Origin of the sequence: Pseudomonas sp. Irchel s3h17, assembly GCF_900187505.1 — a bacterium.
In the GTDB taxonomy this organism is placed as follows: domain Bacteria; phylum Pseudomonadota; class Gammaproteobacteria; order Pseudomonadales; family Pseudomonadaceae; genus Aquipseudomonas.
Map to the genome: position 1 here is coordinate 35,615 of NZ_FYDL01000015.1, position 17,897 is coordinate 53,511.

General features: G+C 60.5%; 15 protein-coding genes and 1 tRNA gene. 11 read left to right on the plus strand and 5 right to left on the minus strand.

What is annotated here, in order from left to right:
- The 3 genes from pgaC (at position 1) to CKW25_RS20665 (ending at position 2,151) form a co-directional block, all read left to right on the plus strand.
- Positions 1-1,359 carry a poly-beta-1,6-N-acetyl-D-glucosamine synthase gene (pgaC, locus tag CKW25_RS20655; protein WP_095082053.1) on the plus strand — a complete coding sequence of 453 codons (1,359 nt, stop codon included), beginning with the start codon at positions 1-3 and terminating at the stop codon, positions 1,357-1,359.
- Complete coding sequence (gene pgaD / locus CKW25_RS20660) at positions 1,356-1,865, plus strand: poly-beta-1,6-N-acetyl-D-glucosamine biosynthesis protein PgaD (protein WP_095082055.1); 510 nt, start codon at positions 1,356-1,358, stop codon at positions 1,863-1,865. The genes pgaC and pgaD overlap by 4 nt, the downstream gene beginning before the upstream one ends.
- Positions 1,866-1,971: 106 nt before the next feature.
- Entirely contained in the window at positions 1,972-2,151 is a 180-nt protein-coding gene (locus CKW25_RS20665; protein WP_095082057.1) for a hypothetical protein, read from the plus strand.
- Positions 2,152-2,153: 2 nt separating this feature from the next.
- Here CKW25_RS20665 and CKW25_RS20670 read toward each other — a convergent pair whose 3' ends face one another.
- On the minus strand, positions 2,154-2,753 hold the full coding sequence (locus tag CKW25_RS20670; protein WP_256577997.1) for a hypothetical protein: 600 nt from the start codon (positions 2,751-2,753) through the stop codon (positions 2,154-2,156).
- A 759-nt stretch (positions 2,754-3,512) separates the two neighbouring features.
- Between CKW25_RS20670 and CKW25_RS20675 the strand changes: the two genes are divergently transcribed.
- Entirely contained in the window at positions 3,513-4,907 is a 1,395-nt protein-coding gene (locus CKW25_RS20675; RefSeq protein ID WP_095082059.1) for a PLP-dependent aminotransferase family protein, read from the plus strand.
- A gap of 11 nt (positions 4,908-4,918) precedes the next feature.
- Here the strand turns inward: CKW25_RS20675 and panB are convergent, their stop codons facing one another.
- On the minus strand, positions 4,919-5,737 hold the full coding sequence (gene panB / locus CKW25_RS20680; protein ID WP_095082061.1) for a 3-methyl-2-oxobutanoate hydroxymethyltransferase: 819 nt from the start codon (positions 5,735-5,737) through the stop codon (positions 4,919-4,921).
- Positions 5,738-6,464: 727 nt separating this feature from the next.
- A tRNA-Arg gene (locus CKW25_RS20690) sits at positions 6,465-6,541 on the minus strand.
- Between the two features lie 348 nt (positions 6,542-6,889).
- Between CKW25_RS20690 and gabD the strand changes: the two genes are divergently transcribed.
- From gabD to CKW25_RS20705, 3 genes are all read left to right on the plus strand, one after another.
- Positions 6,890-8,332 (plus strand): NADP-dependent succinate-semialdehyde dehydrogenase, encoded by a 1,443-nt coding sequence (gabD, locus tag CKW25_RS20695; RefSeq protein WP_095082062.1) that lies wholly within the window; start codon positions 6,890-6,892, stop codon positions 8,330-8,332.
- A 184-nt stretch (positions 8,333-8,516) separates the two neighbouring features.
- Positions 8,517-9,794, plus strand: coding sequence for a 4-aminobutyrate--2-oxoglutarate transaminase (gene gabT, locus CKW25_RS20700; protein ID WP_095082063.1), 1,278 nt, complete (start codon positions 8,517-8,519; stop codon positions 9,792-9,794).
- A gap of 137 nt (positions 9,795-9,931) precedes the next feature.
- Positions 9,932-11,140 (plus strand): response regulator, encoded by a 1,209-nt coding sequence (locus CKW25_RS20705; RefSeq protein ID WP_095082065.1) that lies wholly within the window; start codon positions 9,932-9,934, stop codon positions 11,138-11,140.
- Between the two features lie 48 nt (positions 11,141-11,188).
- Here CKW25_RS20705 and CKW25_RS20710 read toward each other — a convergent pair whose 3' ends face one another.
- Positions 11,189-12,178 carry a sensor domain-containing diguanylate cyclase gene (locus CKW25_RS20710; protein WP_095082067.1) on the minus strand — a complete coding sequence of 330 codons (990 nt, stop codon included), beginning with the start codon at positions 12,176-12,178 and terminating at the stop codon, positions 11,189-11,191.
- Between the two features lie 145 nt (positions 12,179-12,323).
- Positions 12,324-13,502: a delta-9 fatty acid desaturase DesA gene (desA, locus tag CKW25_RS20715; RefSeq protein WP_095082069.1), complete on the minus strand. Its 1,179-nt coding sequence runs from the start codon at positions 13,500-13,502 to the stop codon at positions 12,324-12,326.
- A 147-nt stretch (positions 13,503-13,649) separates the two neighbouring features.
- Here desA and dibA point away from each other — a divergent pair, with 147 nt between their 5' ends.
- The 4 genes from dibA to cysT all read left to right on the plus strand — a co-directional run bounded on the left by dibA (position 13,650) and on the right by cysT (position 17,887).
- Positions 13,650-15,575 carry a phosphodiesterase DibA gene (gene dibA, locus CKW25_RS20720; RefSeq protein WP_095082071.1) on the plus strand — a complete coding sequence of 642 codons (1,926 nt, stop codon included), beginning with the start codon at positions 13,650-13,652 and terminating at the stop codon, positions 15,573-15,575.
- Between the two features lie 155 nt (positions 15,576-15,730).
- Positions 15,731-15,913, plus strand: a complete 183-nt coding sequence (gene oscA, locus CKW25_RS20725) for a sulfur starvation response protein OscA (RefSeq protein ID WP_028943833.1) — start codon at positions 15,731-15,733, stop codon at positions 15,911-15,913.
- 75 nt (positions 15,914-15,988) lie between these two features.
- Positions 15,989-17,002 (plus strand): sulfate ABC transporter substrate-binding protein, encoded by a 1,014-nt coding sequence (locus CKW25_RS20730; protein WP_095082073.1) that lies wholly within the window; start codon positions 15,989-15,991, stop codon positions 17,000-17,002.
- A 66-nt stretch (positions 17,003-17,068) separates the two neighbouring features.
- A complete protein-coding gene (cysT, locus tag CKW25_RS20735) occupies positions 17,069-17,887 on the plus strand; it encodes a sulfate ABC transporter permease subunit CysT (protein WP_095082075.1) in 819 nt (272 codons plus the stop codon).
- Positions 17,888-17,897 lie beyond the last annotated feature (10 nt).

The following is a 17,897-nucleotide window of genomic DNA, read 5'->3' on the forward strand; positions in this document are numbered from 1 at the left end:
ATGCTGGACAGACTGCTAGCCCTGTTGGTACTGGCGATCGTGCTGGGGATTCCCCTGGGCTTGATCTTCCTGGTCACCGGGCAATTCCTGATGGACTTCGTGTTTTTCTATCCCCTGTTCATGTCTGGACTGTGGATCGCCGGCGGCCTGTATTTCTGGTTGCACTGGGAGCGTCACTGGCCGTGGAAAGCCGACACATTGCCGCCGCCACTGGCCGGTGAGCCGCTGATTTCGATCCTGATCCCTTGCTACAACGAAGGTGACAACGCCGCCGACACCATTCACGCGGCGCTCGGCCAGCACTACCCGAACATCGAAGTGATTGCGATCAACGACGGCTCCAAGGACAACACGGCCCAGGTGCTGGATGCCCTGGCGGCCGAGGATCCGCGCCTGCGGGTGCTGCACCTGGCGGAAAACCAGGGCAAGGCCGTGGCCTTGCGCATGGGCGCGATTGCCGCGCGCAGCGAGTACCTGGTGTGCATCGACGGCGATGCCTTGCTCGCACCGAACACCGCCGCCTATCTGGTGGCGCCGATGCTGGACAACGCCCGTCTGGGTGCGGTGACCGGCAACCCACGCATTCGCACCCGCTCCACGTTGATCGGGCGGGTCCAGGTCGGTGAATTCTCCTCGATCATCGGCCTGATCAAGCGCACGCAGCGGGTGTTCGGCCGGATTTTTACCGTGTCCGGGGTGATCGTTGCGTTCCGTCGTTCGGCATTGCACCGGGTGGGCTACTGGAGCCCGGACATGATCACCGAAGACATCGACATCAGCTGGAAGCTGCAACTGGACCACTGGAGCATCTTCTACGAGCCGCGCGCGCTGTGCTGGATCCTCATGCCGGAAACCCTCGGTGGCTTGTGGAAGCAGCGCTTGCGCTGGGCCCAGGGGGGCGCCGAAGTGTTGTTCAAGAACATTCGCGGCATCTGGCAGTACCGCCATCGCTACCTCTGGCCGTTGCTGTTCGAATACTGCCTGTCCACCGGCTGGGCCTTCACCTTTTTGCTGTCGGTGGTGTTCTGGGGCGTGGGCAAGTTCGTTGACATGCCAGAGGCCATCGCCGTGCATCACCTGCTGCCACCGGCCTTCACCGGACTGTTGCTGGCGATGGTCTGCCTGCTGCAGTTCGCGGTCAGCATTCTGATCGACCGACGCTACGAGCGCGGGCTGTGGAAAGTCATGTTCTGGGTGGTCTGGTACCCGCTGGTGTTCTGGTTTATCAGCCTGCTCACCACCTTGGTCAGCTTTCCCAAGGTGCTGTTCGGTCAACATCAGAAACGAGCGCGTTGGGTCAGCCCCGACCGTGGCATCAAGCCGCTGAACGATGACGATGAAGAGGTGCTGGAGAAATGAAAATCATCAGAACCCGCCAACGACCTTTCCTGGTGGTGGTCGACGTGTTTTTCACGGTGCTGGCCTGGATTGGCTTGCTCTACTTGCTGGTGCGTGGCCTCTGGCCGCTGCTCGACACCCGGGGTGGGCCGCGTATCGACGTCTCGGTGTTCGATGCCCTCGGCACCTTGCAGATCTACCTGTGGGTGGCGCTGCTCAATGCGGTGATCCTGATTTCCTGGGCTCGCTACCAGCAACGCAAAAGCAGAAGCTTCGCCCGGCGCCGCTTGCCGGCACCGGTGGTCGACGACCATGGACTCAAGGCCAGTTTCAAGTTATCCACCGAGCACCTGACGCAACTGCGTTACCCGGGAACCATGGTGATCCACAACGATGAAGCGGGGGATGTCAGCCATGTGGTGAGCGGCTGCTTGCCCATTGATCCGCAGACCCGCAAGCACCTGCCCCCGCCGGTATCGCTGGAGAAACCGAAGGCGACGCTTACGCAGACCCGTCACGAGGCTTAGCGGCCCTGTTTTACCGGGCAATGGCGGCCTGAGCGTTCAGGGCATTGGCGTCGATCGTGGAAAGCGAGCACTATCGAACCAATTCCTGGCGAGTTGGAGGCCAGCTGTGACACAACGTATCGACCGTATTGCCCAATTGCTCAACTGCCCGATCAAGGGCGAGGAGATGCGCCGGGCGATTACCGAGGCCCGCAAGGACTTTCTCCTCGACGACGAGCAAGAGGATGACGACGAGGACGAGGAAGGTGAACCGGGCGGCGAAGCGGACGGTACGCCGCACGCCTGACCCTACCACCAGCTGCGGCTGCTCTCCAGTTCAGCCCGGCATTGCTTGAGCTGCCAGTTGTAATCCTTGGCCTGTTGTTCGACCTTGCGCGCGACCTGCATCAGCCACGGCTTCTGCCGATAACTCTGGCGACTGAACCCGCCGCGCCCTTCGTGGTAGGCCAGGTACTGGTTGTAGGTGTCCCACTTGGAAATCCCCAGCTGGCGCTGGGTGCCGGTGGTGTACCAGCCGACAAACATGATCGCATCGTCGAAGTTGTCCCGCGAACCGCCATTGCCGGTGCCGTCTTTATACTCGCCCCACACCGGGTCCTGCGCCTGGGCATAGCCATAGGCCGAGCTGACCCGGCCCCAGGGAATCACCCACAGCAAATAGTCGCGAGGGGGCAGGGCGTCTTCGACGAAACTGCTTTCCTGCTTGATGATCGCCATCGCCACGTGGGGCGGTAGGCCCCAGGTCTTTTCCATTTCCAGCGAATCTTCGTACCAGTCCGGGTATTGGCGGTAAATGCTGCAAATATTGCTTTGCTCACGTGGCGGTGTCGTCGAGCACCCGGCCAGCAGGGCCAGTGTGATGAGTAGGGCTAAAAACCGTCGGTGCAAAAATCACTCAATTGGCGACAGGCCAATCCTTGTTGGTTAAAAAGGGGGCTGGATACACCTGCGTGTCGCCCTTTACGCACGAAGTCCGAATGGTTCCCGGGTGTGGCGCGCAATCACTCGCTGACCACCCGGTCAGTATTACGCCATTCAATGCCGTGATCGAGCCGACTGGTCCGGAGTCGTTGGTAGCTCTCAATCATAACCGCCCAGCCGCTTATCTTTTACCCCCTGCGGTATATCAGCAGCCATGTGGTGCGCGTTTTCACCACTGGGAAGGATTGCCGCCCGGCTTGCGTTGGCATTCCTTGCTCGCACAATCTGCGCTCTGCGTGCTTGCGGTTGGCATCGATCCATGAAAACGAGCACTATCGGGGCTCTTTGCACTGCGCTCCAGGCGAGCGATGACGTAGCGAGCGGTAGCGCGCTTGCGCGTAAGCTTGGTCTATGATCGGTGCACATGTCTGTCACCTTGTTCGGTCATCTTGAAACCGCTGGAAATTGCCGGCAGGACTGCTGAAGATGGGTTCCCTGCTTGACGGCAAGGTCACCTCCGGGTGGCACAAGTGGGGGGCGCCGACCTTGCCTGGCACCCGTGCTGCAATCGAAGCGCTTCGCCACTGATGTGTGCTTTTTACCGACTGGCCGCAGTACAAGCCTGAGTGTCGGCATGGATGGCCGAGTGCAAGCATTGACCCCGCGAGCATGACCTCGCATGGGCAAGCGCAGTACCTAACGCACCAGGATTTAAAGCGATTGAGCATGAACCCAAGTAAAGATTCGACCTTTGCCTATCAGGCTGTCTACCGCTACCTCGTCGAGTTGATCGAAGCCAACAACCCCGAGGGCGAGCAGAAGTTGCCGTCGCTGCGCCAATTGGCGCAGCGCTTGAATGTGTCGGTTTCCACGACCAAATACGCCTATTCCCTGCTGGAAGATGAGGGGCGTATTTACGCCAGGCCCAAGCTCGGCTACTACACCCGGGCAATGCCCACCGCGCTGCTCAACGAGGGGTCGCCGAACCTGCTCGACAACGTGTTCGCCAATGCCCGACAACCGGGCATGCTGGCGCTCAGCAGTGATGCACCGGCCATGTTGTTATCGTTGGAGAACCCGCTATTGATGATGGAGCGTGAGCTGACGCGTCAGTACCCGCGCTCCCATGCACCGCTTTACCAGCCTTTCGGCGAGACAGAGCTGCGTAGCGTTCTGGCCGATCGCTACACCCATTCGACCACGTGCTACTGGCGCGCCGAACATGTGTACATCGGTTCGGACTTGCGCAGCGTGCTGGAGTTGTCCCTGGAGGCGCTGAATCTGCATGGGACGGTGGCACTGGTAGAGTCTCCCTGTTCCTGGGCAATTTTGCGGCAGTTGCAGGTTGCCAGAATCCGCGTGATCGAAATGCCCCTGGGTGATGACGGCCGTTTTGATCTGCAAAAGGTCCAGCAGTTGATACAGCGCGAACCGATACGCCTGGCGGTATTGTCGTCGACCGTGAACATTCCCCATGGCAGCTTGATGCCCACCGAAGACAAACAACAGGTGTGCCGCTGGCTGGCGGAGCGTCGGATCTGGCTTTTCGAGAACGACAGCTATGGCGAATTCAGCTTTGTACCCGGCGCCTCGCGCTACCGTGACTTCGCCGATCCGGAACGGTTGTTGGTGTTTTCCACGTTCGACAAGATCATCGGTTCGGAGGCGCCTTATGGCTACATCCTGTGTCGTCTGCAGGGCGCGGAGTTTCACCGCTTGTTTCTAGAGCGTGCCTTTCGCCTTTCACCTATCCGGCAAAAGGCAATTGCCAAGTTGTTTGCTACGCGTCGCATCGACCAGCACACACAGGTGCTGCGCAGCATGCTGCTCGATCGTATGCAGCGTATGAAGGGCTTGCTGCACGAACATACCGAAGGCCAGTTGCAAATGATCGTCCCCCAAGGCGGTGCTGCGATCTGGATGAAGGCCATGCGCCCGGTGGATATGCGCCGGGTGTTCGAGCGCCTGTTGGCCAAGCGCATCGTGATTGCTCCCGGCGAAATTTTCAGCCAGCAAGGCGCCTGGCAGCATCACTTGCGCCTGAGCTACACCATCGACTGGAGCAAGGACATCGACCATGCTCTGAAGTTGCTCGCCCAGGCTATAAGTGATGAATGTTGAGTGCCACGTCTTCAGTTGACGCCATAGCAGTGTCTGGCCTCAGGGAAAGTGCCGTCGCGCACTTGCGCGGCGAACTGTTCGCACGCCTCGCTGATCAGTGCACCGACATCGGCATATTGCTTGACGAAGCGCGGCACGTGTTCGCCGCCAAGGCCCAGCATGTCTTCCGTCACCAGCACTTGACCGTCGCAGGCGGGTGAGGCACCGATGCCGATGGTGGGCATCGGCGAAAGCTCGGTAATGCGCCGCGCCACACCTTCGGCGACCCCCTCGAGAAGCAAGCTGAAGGCGCCGGCCTGAAGGTGTGCTCGGGCATCGGCTTCGATGGCCAGCGCAGTGGTTTCGTTCATGCCCTGGGCCTTGAATCCGCCCATGGCGTGGACGTACTGCGGCATCAGGCCAATATGTGCCATCACCGGGATACCTCGTTGCACGAGGAATTCGACGGTGTCGGCCAGGACTTTCGTACCCTCCAGCTTGATCGCGTCGCAGCCGGTACGCGCCAGGACCTGTGCGCAATTGCGGTAGGCCTGTTGTGGTGTTTCCTGATAACTGCCGAACGGCATATCGGCGATCACGCAGGCCAGCCGGGTGCTGTTGACCACCGCCCGGGTGTGGGCGATGGTTTCTTCCAGGCTCATGTCCAGGGTAGATGAGCGGCCGTAGCCCACCATGGCGGTCGAATCACCCACCAGGATGAAGTCGACAAAGGGATCCATCAGCCGGGCAATCGAACTGGTGTACGCCGTCAGGGAAACGATCTTCTGTTGTCCCTTCATCGCGACCAGTTGTGGCACGGTCAATCGTTTGGTGCGGGTGTGCAGACTCATCGTTCTCTTCCTTCTCAAGCCCCTTTGTCGGGGGTGTCGGTGGTTGCAACCAATCTGTTTCCCTGGCGCGTCAGACACGGTAATCGGTATCGATACGCTCGCTCAGCGGGTGTAACAGGAACACCGCGCCCGGTGAGCTGTTCAAGTCGACAGTGGGGGCCACGCTCGCGCCTTCGCCGAGGCGAAACCGAGCGTTATGAAAACTTGGCAGCGCCTCCAGGCGATGGCGGACATGGTGCTAGGCGAACAGACTGTGCTGGTGTGCACGCGAGCCCGGACAGGCATGCACCGGTCTCCAGCAGGCGGGGGGCCGTTGGCTGTCAGGATCAACTCGGTGTGCCCCGGACCATGGACGACACCCAGCATATCGAGCACCTGAAGATTTCTTCGTGACTTTTGGCCGCATGCAGATATGCGCGGGCAGGTAGTGCTGCAATATGTGTACGGCACGGCCGCGAACAATCGCAATGGCCTCGGTGTCGGGGCAGGAAAAATAGGCGTAGTTACGTGCTTTTCCTTCCATGTTTAGCCAGTACCCAGGGATTTGAGAGGCCCTGATTATTGGTTAAACGAAAGAAAACTCAATGTACAGACTATGGCTAAAAAGCATCACAGAGCCATTGCGTCCTCTGAGAATAGGTCAGAAGGTGTAAACCTTACTCAGGACGGAACACCAGAAACAAAAAAGCCCCAGGCCATGAGACCTGAGGCTTTTTCGTTTTGCGTATGGTGCACCAGGCGGGATTCGAACCCACGACCCCTGCCTTCGGAGGGCAGTACTCTATCCAGCTGAGCTACTGGTGCAGCGGGCGCCATGATACTCATATGCGCTGCGGGCGTCCATGCTGCTGAATCGCCTGATGTTTTGCACCCGCCCGATGGGTGTTCGCTACGCTGATCAGAAAAATGAGGCAAATGCGGCGTTTTCGTTCTTTTTTTCGAACAGCCTATTGTCCTTTACCCCCTTTGATCCTAGGATTCGTTTGAGATTTCAAACGCTCTTGTCTGGGTGCTGAACCGCACGAGTTTCATTCAGTGCGCTATTTATGTGCTTCAGCCCGGTGAATGATTTCCCTGACGGCAGCCTAAAAGGCGCCTTTCTACAATCATAATTCGCTCCGCGTCATCGCGGTGCTGTTAAGGAAAGCCGACATGCAGCTTAAAGACACCCTGTTGTTCCGCCAGCAAGCCTTCATCGATGGCGCCTGGGTTGATGCCGACAATGGTCAGACGATCAATGTCACCAACCCGGCAACGGGCGAAATTCTGGGCACTGTGCCGAAAATGGGCGCCGTTGAAACCCGCCGTGCCATCGAAGCCGCCGACAAGGCGCTGCCGGCCTGGCGTGCACTGACCGCCAAAGAGCGTGCGACCAAGTTGCGTCGCTGGTTTGAACTGATGATCGAGAACCAGGACGACCTGGCTCGCCTGATGACCCTCGAGCAAGGCAAGCCATTGGCCGAAGCCAAGGGCGAAATCGTTTATGCCGCTTCCTTCATCGAGTGGTTCGCCGAAGAAGCCAAGCGCATCTACGGTGACGTGATCCCGGGCCACCAGCCAGACAAGCGCCTGATCGTGATCAAGCAGCCGATCGGCGTGACCGCGGCAATCACCCCGTGGAACTTCCCGGCCGCCATGATCACCCGTAAAGCCGGCCCGGCCCTGGCCGCCGGTTGCACCATGGTGCTCAAGCCTGCTTCGCAAACCCCGTTCTCCGCGTTCGCCCTGGCTGAACTGGCCCAGCGTGCCGGCATTCCTGCCGGTGTGTTCAGCGTGGTTTCCGGCAGTGCCGGCGACATCGGCAGCGAGCTGACCAGCAACCCGATCGTGCGCAAACTGTCCTTCACCGGCTCGACCGAAATCGGTCGTCAGCTGATGGCCGAGTGCGCCAAGGACATCAAGAAAGTGTCCCTGGAACTGGGCGGCAACGCGCCGTTCATCGTGTTCGACGACGCCGACCTGGATAAGGCCGTCGAAGGCGCGATCATTTCCAAGTACCGCAACAACGGCCAGACCTGCGTCTGCGCCAACCGCCTGTACATCCAGGACTCGGTCTACGACGCGTTCGCCGAGAAACTCAAGGCGGCCGTGGCCAAGCTCAAGATCGGCAACGGTCTGGAAGCGGGCACCACCACCGGTCCCCTGATCGACGGCAAGGCCGTGGCCAAGGTCCAGGAGCACATCGCTGACGCCCTGAGCAAAGGCGCGACCCTGCTGGCCGGTGGCAAGGTGATGGAAGGCAACTTCTTCGAGCCGACCATCCTGACCAACGTGCCGAAAAACGCTGCCGTGGCCAAGGAAGAAACCTTCGGGCCATTGGCGCCACTGTTCCGCTTCAAAGACGAAGCCGAAGTGATCGCGATGTCCAACGACACCGAGTTCGGCCTGGCCTCGTACTTCTATGCCCGTGACCTGGGCCGTGTGTTCCGCGTGGCTGAAGCCCTGGAATACGGTATGGTCGGCGTCAACACCGGGTTGATCTCCAACGAAGTCGCGCCGTTCGGCGGCATCAAGGCCTCGGGCCTGGGCCGTGAAGGCTCCAAGTACGGCATCGAGGATTACCTGGAAATCAAGTACCTCTGCCTGGGCATCTAAGCCCGGCAAGGCATTGTTTCAAGCGCAAAGGGCACGAGAGCGCTGTCCCTTTGCGCGCTTCACACGGATTTTTCTCTGTGGCCGGGAACGCTGTGGCAGTCGATCATCGCATGCTGCCGCCGTTGACTCCCCGCCGCGTAATCCTTGAGCCACGCCGACCGATGAGCGGCGAATGAGGACTGTAATGAGCAAGACTAACGCTGATTTGATGAAACGCCGCGAAGCCGCTGTACCACGCGGTGTTGGCCAGATTCACCCGATCTTCGCCGAGTCCGCGAAGAACGCCACCGTGACCGACGTTGAAGGTCGCGAGTTCATCGACTTCGCCGGCGGTATCGCCGTGCTGAACACCGGTCACCTGCACCCGAAAATCATCGCTGCGGTGACCGAGCAGTTGAACAAGCTGACTCACACCTGCTTCCAGGTACTGGCTTACGAGCCGTACGTGGAACTGTGCGAAAAAGTGAACGCCAAGGTGCCAGGCGATTTCGCCAAGAAAACCCTGCTGGTGACCACCGGTTCCGAAGCCGTGGAAAACTCCATCAAGATCGCCCGCGCCGCCACTGGCCGTGCCGGCGTGATCGCCTTCACCGGCGCCTACCACGGTCGCACCATGATGACCCTGGGCCTGACCGGTAAAGTCGTGCCTTACTCGGCCGGCATGGGCCTGATGCCAGGCGGCATCTTCCGTGCGCTGTACCCGAACGAACTGCATGGCGTGAGCATCGACGATTCGATCGCCAGCATCGAGCGCATCTTCAAGAACGACGCCGAGCCGCGTGACATTGCCGCCATCATCATCGAGCCGGTCCAGGGCGAAGGTGGTTTCTACGTCGCTCCTCAAGCGTTCATGAAGCGCCTGCGCGCCCTGTGCGACCAGCACGGCATCCTGTTGATCGCTGACGAAGTGCAAACCGGCGCTGGCCGTACCGGCACCTTCTTCGCCATGGAACAGATGGGCGTTGCCGCCGACCTGACCACCTTCGCCAAATCCATCGCCGGCGGCTTCCCGCTGGCCGGTGTGTGCGGCAAGGCCGAGTACATGGACGCGATTGCCCCAGGTGGCCTGGGCGGTACCTATGCCGGTAGCCCGATTGCCTGCGCCGCAGCCCTGGCCGTGATGGAAGTGTTCGAAGAAGAGCACCTGCTGGACCGCTGCAAGGCGGTTGGCGAGCGTCTGGTGACGGGCCTCAAGGCTATCCAGGCCAAGTACCCGGTGATCGGTGATGTGCGTGCCCTGGGCGCGATGATCGCGGTCGAGCTGTTCGAAAACGGCGACAGCCACAAGCCTAACGCTGCGGCAGTGGCTCAGGTTGTGGCCAAGGCGCGTGACAAGGGCCTGATCCTGCTGTCGTGCGGTACTTACGGCAACGTGTTGCGCGTACTGGTGCCGCTGACCTCTCCGGACGAGCAACTGGACAAAGGTCTGGCGATCATCGAAGAGTGCTTCTCGGAACTCTGATCGCCCAGTGTGACCTGATCGACAAAAAACCCGCTTCGGCGGGTTTTTTTCGTCTCGAGAAACACATCGACGGGTTTGGCCCTGTATCGAAGGGCCAGCATTGTCTAAGGTGCAAGGCATTGCCTCGGAGTGTATTGATGAATGCTGTTGATTTACCGGCTGTACCGCGAGTGCTGATCGCCGAGGCCGATCCCTGGTCTCGTGATCTGCTCAAGCAGGTGTTGCTGAACGTGCGCTGCGACGTACGCCTGGATGTGTGCGCCGATGGCCGACAGGCGCTGGAGTGGCTGGGCCAGCACCCCTACGACCTGGTGATCGCCGATTGGGAGCTGCCCGGCGTCGATGGCCTGGGCTTGCTGCGAAGCGGACGCCGGCGCAACCCGGTGTTGCCGTTCATTCTGATGAGTCACCGCAACGACAGTGCCAGTGTGCGCGAGGCGCTGCCGCTGGCCCCCACGGCCTACCTGACCAAACCTCTGAACATGCAGGGTCTGACGCAGCGTTTGCAGGACTTGTTGTTGAGCGCCGGGCAGACCGTTTCCTGCGACATCCCGGGACTGGCGCCGGGCATGACCCTGTCGGTCTTCCTCGAGCGTCGGCGGGAGCTGGCGGACGGTGCGCCCCTGCTGACCGACGTGCAACGGGCGGTCAAGCGCAGCCTGAACCCCACGGGCCTCGATCTGAAGGTGCTGGAAGAGGAAGTGCGAACCGACCCACAGATCACCGCCGTCCTGATCGCCGCCGCCAATAGCGCCTCACAGCACCTGGGTGATGCTGTGCAGACCTTGTCCCAGGCCCTGCATCGCCTGGGCGCCGGGCAAAGCATGAACCTGATTCTGGGCCTGGCCCTCAAGCGCAGTGCAAAGTTGAGCGATCCGTGCCTGGCCGATTACGCCGAACGCTACTGGGAGTTGTCCCTGCACACGGCTGAATACAGCCGAACCCTGGCGCGTTTGCTCGACCTTGACCAGGAGCGCTGTTACTGCGCCGGTATGCTTCATTGCCTGGGCGATCTGGCGCTGTTGCGCTGCTTGCAGGAGTGGAAACTGGCCGGCGGCGAGTTGGACGACCTGGAGGAAGTTGGCGACGCGCTGGCAACCTTCGGCGCCGCTTATGGTTCGGCGCTGCGCACCCGCTGGCGGCTGCCGCTGGAGCTGCGGGAGCTGATCGCAGCGGTCTATCAGCTCGGTGGCGGGGTGTACTCCCGGGAGGCGCTGGTGATGAACATGGCGGCACAACTGGCGCGCCTGACCGAGCATGAGGGCGTCGAGGCGCTGGCCAACAGCCGAACGGCGCGCTTGCTCAAGATCGGCTTGCCGGAATTGCTGCGCTTGCGCAAACGCTAGCGGCGCCTATGTTTTCGTGGCGAGGAGGCACCGGCGCCACTGATGCTGTCAGCTGGAGACTATTCGGTTCTTGCCCTGGCGCTTGGCTTCGTACATCGCGGCGTCAGCGCGGCTGTAGAGGGTGTCGAGGCTTTCGTCGTCGGCGCTCAGGAGCGCCAGGCCCAGGCTCACGGTGATGCCAAAGGCCTGCCCATGATGGTTGAAACTCAAGCGCTGGATTTCCCGCTGCAAACGTTCGGCGACGTGCCTGGCCATCTCCGGCGTACAGCCGGGGAACACGGCGGAAAACTCTTCCCCGCCAATGCGCCCGAACAGGTCCGCGCGGCGCAAGGCTGTGCGTCCGCATTCGGCGAGCTGCTGCAGGACGAGGTCGCCCAGTTGATGGCCGTAGCTGTCATTGATGCGTTTGAAATCATCGATATCCAGCAACAGGAAGGCCAGGGATGAACCCTGCTGGCGAGCCTGCTGGAACTCGCGGCTGGCGCATTCGAAGAAGTGCCGGCGATTGCTGCTTCGGGTCAACACGTCGGTGGTGGCAAGGTGCTGCAGCTCGGTTTCTAACCGTTTCCTGTCAGTGATGTCCTCGGCGATGCCCACCACCATCACCGGCTGCCCTGGCTCGGCCTGGCGGTTGAGGAAGCATTTGTCGCGAAGCCAGCGTACCTGGCCGTCGGCGGTGATAATCCGGTACTCGCGGTCTTCCACGGCACCTTTTTCCAGCACTTGGGCCAGGCTGCGCTCGGCATGCTCCAGATCGTCCGGGTAAACGCTGTCACGCCATTGCTGTACGTCTGCCAGCAGCAAGCCGGCAGGGCGACCGAAGAGTCGTTCATAGGCCGGGCTGACATACAGCACCCGACGCGTCTCCCAGTCAAAGGCCCACAGCACGGCGTTGACGCTGACCAGCAGCGCGTTGAACAACTGCTCACGCGCACTCAGGCGTGCCACTTCACGTTGAGCGTCGATCAGGGCCGTCAGGTTCTGCCCGGTTTCGGGCCACGGTGGGAGGGGGAGGTCTTGTGGGTTTTCGTTGACCATCGACACAATTCTCAAAGGGCGTGCCGGCCGTTCGACAGCGGCCGCAGCCAAGCCCGCCTGAATGACGAAGTGATCTTTGAGATAGGGGATTTGGCGCTTAGTTCCAGAGGGTGCGCCCGCGAACGGGGCGCACCGATCAATGGTGTCAGGCAGGGCGCAGCGAGTAGGTCTTCAGTTGGTGAGCGAAGTCGCGCAGCGATTGAATACCACTGGCTTCGGCTTCGTGGACCCAGTCCTTGATCGCTGCCAGCATGTCGTGGCCATTGGAACTGGTCTTGACCCAGATCTGCTGCAGCGCCAGGCGTTTTTCGTAAATCACCTTCAGTGCCTGGCTGTGCTCGAGCATGGTCTGGATGCGCAGGTGGTGCTTGTCATCCAGCAGGCTGGTTTCCCGCGAGAGCAGGCGCTTGGCGCGATGGAATTGGTGGCGTACCGAATGGTCGACCTTTTCCAGCTCTTGCTTGACCAGCGGGCCGATGACCAGCTTGCGGTACTGGGCCATGATCTGGAAACGGTTGTTGAGGATGGCCATGGCGGTGTCCATGTCCAGGTTGCCTTTGCCCTCGACACGGTGGGCGATGGGCGCAACCCGCTGAACCTTGGCCAGGCGCAGGAAGCTGAAGACCTGGATCCAGGCCCAGCCGAGGTCGAACTCCCACTTCTTCACCGACAGTTTTGCCGAGTTAGGGTAGGTGTGGTGGTTGTTGTGCAGCTCTTCACCGCCGATCAGGATGCCCCAGGGCACCAGGTTGGTCGCTGCGTCACGGCATTCGAAGTTGCGATAGCCCACGGCATGGCCCAGGCCATTGATGACGCCAGCAGCCCAGACCGGGATCCACATCATCTGGATCGCCCAGATGGTAATGCCGATGGTGCCGAACAACAGCAGGTCGATAACCCCCATGATCGCCACGCCCAACAGCGGGAAACGGCTGTAGAGGTTGCGCTCGATCCAGTCTTCAGGGCAGTTCTTGCCATAGATCCGTAGCGTCTCGGGGTTTTCCGCTTCGGCGCGATACAGCTCGGCACCTTTGCGCAGGACGGTGGACAGCCCTTTGATCACGGGACTGTGCGGGTCATCGACGGTTTCGCATTTGGCGTGGTGCTTGCGGTGGATAGCGGTCCACTCACGGGTGTTCTGCGCCGTGGTCAGCCACAGCCAGAAGCGGAAGAAGTGTTTCAGGCCGGCATTGAGCTCAAGGGAGCGATGGGCTGAGTAACGATGCAGATAGACGGTGACACCCACGATGGTGATGTGGGTCATTAGCAGGGTGACCGCCACCAGTTGCCAGGCTGACAAGCCGAGTAAACCTTCGTACCACATAGGCTATAGGGCCCTCGATAAAGAAAAAACAGCAGGCGCATTATCACTCAGGACACAGATAAAACCAGTCGCCCTTTCAGATAAGAGTGGCTGGATGTTTCTTTAATCTATAATCCCCACCTTTTTTGTAGGGACATGGACGACTGAATGTCTGCTTCTCATCGCGATGCCTTGCGTGCAGCGCTGCTCTATCTGGTGCTTTCCGTCGTCTGGCTGGAAGTCACTGGTTATTTATTGAGCAAATTATTCGATGGATCCGCTGATCTCCCGCGCTGGCAACTGATCAACGGTTACCTCTGGGTGGTGCTCAGTGCCGGGTTGATCTTCGTGGCACGGGCGCGGTTGTTGGGATGCCTGGGGATCGGCACAACCTTGCGCCAGCACACAGAGAATCGCGCTCGATTGCGCCAGGCCCAGGCGGTATTCGACTGTACCCACGAAGGGGTGCTGGTGACCAATCACCAGGGCGTGATTGTCCACGTCAATCGAGCCTTCATGGAGATCACCGGATACCGGGCCGAAGAAGTACTGGGTCATACGCCCAGCCTGTTCAAGTCCGGTCACCACCCTCCCGATTTCTACCAGAACATGTTTCAGACCTTGAGCCACGACCGCGAGTGGAGCGGTGAAATCTGGAACCGGCGCAAAAGCGGCGAGATCTATCCGCAATGGCAGACCATCCGGGTGATTCATGATGATCGCGGCCGCCTCAGTCACTACGTGGCGGTGTTTTCCGACATCAGTTCGATCAAGGATTCCGAGTATGAATTGGCCCATCTGGCCCATCACGATCCGCTGACCGACTTGCCCAATCGTCTGTTGTTCAGCGATCGCGTCGAGCAGGCGCTGGCGAGCGCGCAGACGCATAAACGCGGGTGCGCCTTGCTGATAATCGACCTGGATCACTTCAAGATGATCAACGACAGCCTCGGGCACAACGTTGGCGATCAGTTGCTCAAGGCCGTGGCGGCTCGTCTGCGTGAGATGTTCGGCCCGGGCATTACCCTGGCGCGTTTCGGTGGTGACGAGTTTGCCGTGTTGGCCGAGAGCTGCCCGCAGCTGGTTCAGGCGGCTGCATTGGCGCAGCGGATCATTGATAGCCTGAAAGAGCTGTTTCAGATCGACGCCCACCAATTGTTCATCAATGCCAGTGTCGGCATCAGCCTGTTCCCCAGCGATGCGCTGAGCGCCGAGCAGTTGCTGCGCAACGCCGATTCGGCGCTGTTCAAGGCCAAGGGGGCCGGGCGCGACGGCTACGCGTTGTACACCGAAGAGCTGACGGCCCACGCCCAGCACCGGGTCGAGATTGCCTTTGAACTGCGCCGTGCGCTGGAACAGCAAGAGTTGCGGGTCCATTACCAGCCGGTGCATGACCTCAAGACCAGCCGTCTGGTTGGCGTTGAAGCCCTGGTTCGCTGGCAGCACCCGCAGCGCGGGCTGGTATCGCCGGCGGAGTTCATTCCGATTGCCGAGCGCACCGGGTTGATTGCCGAGATCGACGCCTGGGTGATGCTGCAGGCGTGCCGGCAAATGTGTGACTGGCAGAAGGCCGGGGCGCGGTTGTCGTTTATCGCGGTGAACGTTTCCACACGGCTGTTTGCCCGGCGCGAACTGTATGAGCGGGTTGCCCAGGTACTGCATGACACGGGACTGGACCCGGCCTGCCTGGAGCTGGAGGTGACGGAAAGCGCGGTGATGGACGATCCGGAGGTGGCGCTGGAGCAAATGCACCGCTTGCGCGAACTGGGAGTGCGCCTGGCCATTGATGACTTTGGTACGGGTTATTCGTCGCTGCTGCGCCTCAAGCGCCTGCCGGTGCAGAAACTCAAGATCGATCAGGGATTTGTCGCCGGCCTGCCCTGGGATGACGATGACGTGGCGATCGTGCGGGTGATCATCGCCCTTGCGCAAAGCATGGGCATGCAAGTGCATGCCGAAGGTATCGAGCACGTCGAGCAGGCGGCGATTCTGCTTGAGCACGAGTGTGATCTGGGCCAGGGCTACTGGTTTGGCCGCCCGCTGCCAGCACATGAACTGGATTGGGCACGAACACCGGTGATTCCCCTGCACTGAACGCTCCTGCAGGGCTGTGCGAGAAGGCGCGCTCTTTCAGTTATATAAACATTCTTAAATAGTATTTTTAAGTATATCCGTGCCTCTCTAATATTGCTCCCACGCCACACGCAGTGCCGCCACTGCCGGGCACATCTCATTTCAGGAGCAGCACCATGAGCGCATCTCTACGTAGCGTTGACGGCCAGGACGAAGCAACCATCTTGCGCGAGATCCAGAGCGCATTGCGCGATCTGCGCTTTGGTGCGGTAGAGATCACTGTGCATAACGCCCAGGTGGTTCAGATCGAACGCAAAGAGAAATTCCGCTTGCAGAATCCCGGCAACAAGCCGGGCTGATGCCAGCCCCGACAGGCAACCCGATTCCAGAAATACATAAGAACAGCCAGCACTAAAAATTTCAGGAGCTTCACTATGTCGTCGATTCGCCGTTACGCGTTGGCCGCTCTGGCCAGTGCCCTGTTTGCCGGTTCCGCGGTTGCCAAGGATTACGAATTGCTCAATGTGTCGTACGATCCGACGCGGGAGCTGTACCAGGAGTACAACGCCGAATTCATCGACTTCTGGAAAAAGGAGCACGCTGGCGACAACGTGAAGATCCAGCAGTCCCACGGCGGCTCGGGCAAGCAGGGCCGTGCGGTGATCGATGGCCTGCGGGCCGACGTGGTGACGCTGGCGCTGGCCGGTGACATCGACGAAATCGCCAAACTGGGCAAGACCCTGCCGGGCGATTGGCAGAAACGACTGCCTGAGGCGAGCACGCCCTACACCTCGACCATCGTGTTCCTGGTGCGCAAGGGCAACCCCAAGGGCATCAAGGATTGGGGCGACCTGACCAAGAATGGCGTCGAAGTGATCACCCCGAATCCGAAAACCTCCGGTGGCGCGCGCTGGAACTTCCTCGCCGCCTGGGCCTACGGCCTGAAAGCCAACGGCGGCGATGAAGCCAAGGCCAAGGACTATGTGCAGACCCTGTTCAAGCACGTCCCGGTGCTGGACACCGGTGCTCGCGGTTCGACCATCACCTTCGTCAACAACGGGCAGGGCGATGTGTTGCTGGCCTGGGAAAACGAAGCGTTCCTGGCGCTGAAGGAAGACGGTGGCGCCGACAAGTTCGAAATCATCGTGCCTTCGCTGTCGATCCTCGCCGAGCCACCCGTGGCCGTGGTCGACAAGAATGCCGAGAAAAAAGGCAACGAGCAGGTCGCCGAAGCCTACCTCAAGCACCTGTACAGCCCCGCCGGCCAGGAAATCGCCGCCAGGAACTTCTACCGTCCGCGTGACAAGGCCGTGGCCGCCAAGTACGCCCAGCAGTTCCCGACCCTGGAACTGGTGACTATCGACAAGGACTTCGGCGGCTGGAAAACTGCCCAACCGAAATTTTTCAATGACGGTGGCGTGTTCGACCAGATCTACCAGGCGCAGTAACCTGAATCCAGCCAGCATCAAGCCCGGAGTCGCCTTCGGGTTTTGTGCGTTCAACCAAGGACTTTTATGTCGCGTCGTATCTCCCCCGTCATACCCGGCTTCGGGCTGACGCTGGGTTACACCTTGGTGTACCTCAGTCTGATTGTGCTCATTCCGCTGGCGGCGATGTTCGTGCATGCCGCTCAACTCACCTGGGATCAGTTCTGGGCAATCATCACCGCGCCACGGGTGCTGGCAGCGTTGCAGCTCAGCTTCGGCACCGCGCTGTGCGCGGCGATCATCAACGGCCTCATCGGCACGTTGCTGGCCTGGGTCCTGGTGCGCTACACCTTCCCGGGACGCAAGGTCATCGATGCGATGATCGACCTGCCGTTCGCGCTGCCAACGGCGGTGGCCGGTATTGCGCTGACCGCGCTGTACGCGCCGAACGGGCTGGTGGGGCAGTTCGCCGCCGACCTGGGCTTCAAGATCGCCTACACCCCGTTGGGCATCACCCTGGCGCTGACTTTCGTGACGTTGCCGTTCGTGGTGCGCACGGTGCAGCCGGTATTGGCCGATATTCCACGAGAAATCGAAGAAGCCGCCGCCTGCCTGGGTGCCAAGCCGTTGCAGGTGTTCCGCTATATCCTGCTGCCGGCCCTGTTGCCGGCCTGGCTGACCGGTTTCGCCCTGGCCTTTGCCCGGGGAGTCGGCGAGTACGGCTCGGTGATTTTCATCGCCGGCAACATGCCGATGAAAACCGAGATCCTGCCGCTGCTGATCATGGTCAAGCTCGACCAGTACGACTACACCGGCGCCACCTCCATCGGCGTGCTGATGCTGGTGGTTTCCTTCGTCCTGTTGCTGCTGATCAACTTGTTGCAGCGGCGTATCGAAACCCCATAAGGAGGCGCGA

What these genes read in the sequence shown, in the direction of transcription:
- pgaC (WP_095082053.1), top strand. Translation starts at nt 1, where the DNA reads ATGCTGGACAGACTGCTAGCCCTGTTGGTACTGGCGATCGTGCTGGGG.
- pgaD (WP_095082055.1), top strand. Translation starts at nt 1,356, where the DNA reads ATGAAAATCATCAGAACCCGCCAACGACCTTTCCTGGTGGTGGTCGAC.
- CKW25_RS20675 (WP_095082059.1), top strand. Translation starts at nt 3,513, where the DNA reads ATGAACCCAAGTAAAGATTCGACCTTTGCCTATCAGGCTGTCTACCGC.
- panB (WP_095082061.1), bottom strand. Translation starts at nt 5,737, where the DNA reads ATGAGTCTGCACACCCGCACCAAACGATTGACCGTGCCACAACTGGTC.
- gabD (WP_095082062.1), top strand. Translation starts at nt 6,890, where the DNA reads ATGCAGCTTAAAGACACCCTGTTGTTCCGCCAGCAAGCCTTCATCGAT.
- gabT (WP_095082063.1), top strand. Translation starts at nt 8,517, where the DNA reads ATGAGCAAGACTAACGCTGATTTGATGAAACGCCGCGAAGCCGCTGTA.
- CKW25_RS20705 (WP_095082065.1), top strand. Translation starts at nt 9,932, where the DNA reads ATGAATGCTGTTGATTTACCGGCTGTACCGCGAGTGCTGATCGCCGAG.
- CKW25_RS20710 (WP_095082067.1), bottom strand. Translation starts at nt 12,178, where the DNA reads ATGGTCAACGAAAACCCACAAGACCTCCCCCTCCCACCGTGGCCCGAA.
- desA (WP_095082069.1), bottom strand. Translation starts at nt 13,502, where the DNA reads ATGTGGTACGAAGGTTTACTCGGCTTGTCAGCCTGGCAACTGGTGGCG.
- dibA (WP_095082071.1), top strand. Translation starts at nt 13,650, where the DNA reads ATGTCTGCTTCTCATCGCGATGCCTTGCGTGCAGCGCTGCTCTATCTG.
- oscA (WP_028943833.1), top strand. Translation starts at nt 15,731, where the DNA reads ATGAGCGCATCTCTACGTAGCGTTGACGGCCAGGACGAAGCAACCATC.
- CKW25_RS20730 (WP_095082073.1), top strand. Translation starts at nt 15,989, where the DNA reads ATGTCGTCGATTCGCCGTTACGCGTTGGCCGCTCTGGCCAGTGCCCTG.
- cysT (WP_095082075.1), top strand. Translation starts at nt 17,069, where the DNA reads ATGTCGCGTCGTATCTCCCCCGTCATACCCGGCTTCGGGCTGACGCTG.